We start from the raw sequence: 2,726 nt of genomic DNA, 5'->3' as shown, positions 1-2,726 counted from the left end.
TTCTCAATCCTATCTCCTATTTAAAGAGTTAGCTCACTAACTTAATGACATTGAGTAAAGGATTCCTTTTTTTGTTTTGTATTTGTGTATAGACATTTTTTCTCCGTATCTAAGTTTTCGGAGCTTATGTAATTGAGAAATGAGTGTCTATCTATTTTTTCTATCTTCTTGGCGGATAGCGTATTCGTCTGTTTTAATCCAGCTCTGCCAAACTTTAGAATCTTTATTTTGGTGATTCATATAGTCTATAAACTCAGACATAAAACGTTTGTTTTTCTCAGCTAGGTATTCTGAGAATATATGACGAAATTCATCTGAAAAACTATCATCAAGTGGTAGTGTTAATGCCCTTTCGCCAAATTCGATACTTTTCTTTAACTTCTCCATATCGCTTTTAAAAGGTGTCACAGAACCAATTTTAGATGTTTTGAAACTATCTGTAACAATTTTAAGATTTGATGGAGCATGTGGGTTGCTATCAAGTCCCATAATGTAAGCGACGGAAACATTAAAGTATTTTGCCAATTTTTCAGCATTATCTTTTTTAGGTTTGCGGATTCCTTGATTGTATCCAGAAAGTGTAGGATAGGCTATATTTGTAGCTTCGCTAATTTCTGTCAATTTTTTTCCGCTATTTTCTATCAGTTTAGTAATATGATTCGTCATAAGAACCTCCTTTTTATCATTATAACACATTTTATTCTTTTTGAATAAAAAAAGCTTGACAAAAATTCAAAAAGGATATATAATTCAAAATGAATAACAAATTAAATGGTTTCGGAGCTTATTTAATTTAGAAATGAGGTGTTAATTTATGTCGGAAACTACTTTAGTTGTCCAGCTTCCTAAAGAATTAGAGAAGCAATTACGTGCTCACTATGATGAGATGATTTCAAATGCTGTAGCAAGTGTATTTGAAGATAAAGAACTTTATAAACCCATGGTTCGTATGTCAGGTTTGTCTAGGTGGTTAGATGTATCTACGACAACAATCCAAAAATGGACGAAAGAAGGAATGCCAACCATGGTGATTGATGGAGTGACTTTATACGATAAAAGAGCAGTAACACGATGGTTGAAGCAATATGAAAGATAGGTACTAGTATGAATGGTGTTCAGTGGATCAAGATAACAACAGATATATTTGATGATGAAAAAATTCAGCTAATAGAATCAATGCCAGAAGGAGATACTCTTATTGTAATATGGTTTAAAATTCTGGTGCTTGCAGGAAAGCAAAATAATAGTGGCATATTAAGTCTAGGGAACAAGGTTTATTATACAGAAGAGATGCTTTCAACAGTGTTTAGACGAAAGGCTACATCTGTAAAATTAGCTCTCAGTATGTTTGAAGAATTTGGCATGATAGAAATCATAGATGGCGCTATTACCATTCCAAAATGGGAGAAACATCAGAATATAGATGGACTAGAAAAGATTAGAAAACAAACTAGGGAACGTGTTGCTCGTCATAGACAAAAACAGAAAGCACTAATTACAGGCGAGTCACAACTCGTTTTAGACTGTAACGTTACAGTAACGGATGAAAATAATAATGTAACGCAAGAGATTAAGAACGAGAGTAAGAATAAGAAAGAGATTGAGAATATACTGGATAATAGTTCTAGAAAACCTGAAACTTATATTCCATCTAAATATTATTCTTTGTTAGAATCTATTTCTTATAAGTACAATGATAGATTTTTGTATCCTAACAATTACACTTTAACACATGCTCAGAAGATGAAGATAGGCGAGTATTTAGCTAGTGGATATGTAACTAGTGATGAAGTCATTAGCATGATTGAACGGATTCCTGAGGATGCGACTTCTCCTTTAGCGTATTTATTTAAGTCTATGGAGAATTTAAAGCAGGAACGTATGCTGGAGTGCAAAACTATTGCCCATGAAAATGCCCGAAAGAAGTATATGATAAATGAGTAGATATAGGACTGTTCTAAAGAAATGTTATATCACTGAAGAGCAAAATGAAATAGTGAATAACTTAATTGAAATGACAAACCATCTGAGTTTTTCCTCTTATGCTAGGAAAATGTTGTTTAAGAGTTCGCCTATTTATCTTCAATTTGATTTTGAATCTTATCATGACTTTATATTTCAAGTTAGAAGAATTATCAATAACTTACGTCAGTTAGAAAGAATAGCAGAACAAAGTGAAGATTTGGATAATGTAAGGATATTTCACTATTGCGTTGAGTTGATGATAGAATATGAAAAGAAGACAAGTAAACAAGTGAAAGAACTTGTAAAACGACTAAATAAGAAAACGAGGTGATAGGACCATGAGAATAAAATCTGTGTTGAAACAGGTGTTTTTGACGGAAGAAGAAAATAAAAAATTAAATGATTGTATGAGGAAGGAAAATATTCGTAATTTTTCTGAGTTTGCTAGACAAAAATTAATACGAACAGATTTGAACATCCAAAAAGTCTCTTTTGAAGGTTTAGTTTCTTTAACAGAAGAGTTGGAACAAGTCGGAAAGAATATCAATTCTATAGCCCGTCTTGCAACTGTAGTTGGGAGAATAAGCTATGAAAACAAAATGGATATGTCTATTTTGATGCAAAAAATAGTTGATGTGATGGAGGAAAAAGATGTTTATTTTCAAAAGTAATATGGATAAGGATTTTGATCAGATATGCGAATACATATTGAAATTAAAGCGAGCAGAATTATTTCTTCATGGAATTAAACAACAAGATAA

At 32.0% G+C, this 2,726-nt stretch carries 4 protein-coding genes; 3 read left to right on the top strand and 1 reads right to left on the bottom strand.

From position 1 onward, the window contains the following. Window positions 1-147 precede the first annotated feature (147 nt). The gene (locus tag RWO85_RS10280) at window positions 148-666 is read right to left on the bottom strand and encodes a helix-turn-helix transcriptional regulator (protein ID WP_000181350.1); all 519 of its coding nucleotides are present in this window, start codon (window positions 664-666) and stop codon (window positions 148-150) included. Window positions 667-814: 148 nt separating this feature from the next. Here RWO85_RS10280 and RWO85_RS10275 point away from each other — a divergent pair, with 148 nt between their 5' ends. The 3 genes from RWO85_RS10275 (at window position 815) to RWO85_RS10260 (ending at window position 2,636) form a co-directional block, all read left to right on the top strand. Next, the gene (locus RWO85_RS10275; protein WP_314415755.1) at window positions 815-1,096 is read left to right on the top strand and encodes a DNA-binding protein; all 282 of its coding nucleotides are present in this window, start codon (window positions 815-817) and stop codon (window positions 1,094-1,096) included. A gap of 8 nt (window positions 1,097-1,104) precedes the next feature. Continuing rightward, window positions 1,105-1,944: a phage replisome organizer N-terminal domain-containing protein gene (locus tag RWO85_RS10270; RefSeq protein WP_314415754.1), complete on the top strand. Its 840-nt coding sequence runs from the start codon at window positions 1,105-1,107 to the stop codon at window positions 1,942-1,944. 359 nt (window positions 1,945-2,303) lie between these two features. After that, the gene (locus RWO85_RS10260; protein ID WP_314415751.1) at window positions 2,304-2,636 is read left to right on the top strand and encodes a hypothetical protein; all 333 of its coding nucleotides are present in this window, start codon (window positions 2,304-2,306) and stop codon (window positions 2,634-2,636) included. Window positions 2,637-2,726 lie beyond the last annotated feature (90 nt).

Source organism: uncultured Streptococcus sp., assembly GCF_963521865.1.
In the GTDB taxonomy this organism is placed as follows: Bacteria; Bacillota; Bacilli; order Lactobacillales; family Streptococcaceae; genus Streptococcus.
Note: the sequence above shows the minus strand (reverse complement) of the source record. Positions and strands in the feature narration are given on the sequence as shown.